General features: G+C 55.2%; 1 protein-coding gene. It reads right to left on the reverse strand.

Annotated elements, in window-relative coordinates:
- On the reverse strand, nucleotides 1-435 hold a 435-nt coding region (locus GHO42_RS04260), incomplete at its 3' end, for an MsnO8 family LLM class oxidoreductase (protein ID WP_256671104.1).
- Nucleotides 436-462: the final 27 nt, after the last annotated feature.

Consider the following 462-nt stretch of genomic DNA (forward strand, 5'->3'; position numbering starts at 1 on the left):
TCCGGTCACAAAACCAAGCAGGTCCGAAACATTTCGCGAATAGGGGATCGATTCACTTTTCTCATCGTTGAGCTCCTGACTCGTACGACGATCGGCGCCGAGTGCCCGGCAAAATCCGAGATCGATCCTGTTCGGGAAAAGCGCCTCAAGCAGTTGATAGTTCTCGGCTATTTTCAGGCTGCTGTAGTTGGGCAGCAGAACGCCCCCGGAACCTACGCGGATGGCTGTCGTCGCAGAAGCGATGCGCGACATCAGTATTTCCGGTGAGTTGCTTGCGGTGGCGGGGGCTCCATGATGCTCGGACACCCAAAACCGGTTGAATCCTTTGTCTTCCACACGCTGTGCCAGTCGCACACTGGACGCCAGCGCATCGACTGGGAGAAGACCTTCATCGACGGGTGAATAGTCCAGAATGCTCAGCTTCATGGATTTCATCACGGTTTACGCTCCTTCAGTCTGTTC

The organism is Pseudomonas sp. FSL R10-0056 (genome assembly GCF_009600105.1).
Lineage (GTDB): Bacteria > Pseudomonadota > Gammaproteobacteria > Pseudomonadales > Pseudomonadaceae > Aquipseudomonas > Aquipseudomonas bubulae.